Source organism: Pseudomonas reactans (assembly GCF_013387025.1).
In the GTDB taxonomy this organism is placed as follows: Bacteria; Pseudomonadota; Gammaproteobacteria; order Pseudomonadales; family Pseudomonadaceae; genus Aquipseudomonas; species Aquipseudomonas reactans.
Window position 1 is genome coordinate 1 of sequence record NZ_JACAQP010000184.1, and the last position, 519, is coordinate 519.

Consider the following 519-nt stretch of genomic DNA (forward strand, 5'->3'; position numbering starts at 1 on the left):
ATCGTATTAAAGGTATCTCGGTACTTTGAAGGGTACTGTTCTGTCACACAAAAGTACTATAAAATATTTGTCTCTTGTTTGTCGTAATGGCTGAAGACAAGGTTGTAATCGAGAAGTTCAACGGTTCTGACTTTAGCTGGTGGAAAATGCAATTAGAAGCATTGCTATGTCAGAAAGATTTGGACGTGGTACTTGGAGACAAACCGGAGAAAATGGAAAAAGCTGTCGAAGATGCGTGGAACTCAAAGGACAAGAAAGCTAAGGCGGTTATTACATTGTCGTTGGAAAGGAGCGTTGCTTTCAACATCATGAAGGAAACCACGACGCGTGGTATGACGGATGCTCTGACGAACATGTATGAGAAACCGTCGGCGGCTAACAAGGTGTTCTTGATGAGGGAGTTATTCACTACAAGGATGAATGAGGAAAGCTCAGTTACGGTTCACATTAACAATCTAAATTCAATTCTGTCCAGATTATCATCTGTGGGAATTAAATTTGATAATGAAACTCAAGCTG

1 protein-coding gene is annotated in these 519 nt (G+C 40.7%); it reads left to right on the forward strand.

All coding sequences use genetic code 11. The features are described from left to right. Positions 1 to 86: 86 nt before the first annotated feature. Positions 87 to 519 (forward strand): gag-polypeptide of LTR copia-type domain-containing protein (locus HX793_RS32325; protein WP_178905631.1); only part of this gene is annotated, 433 nt, incomplete at its 3' end.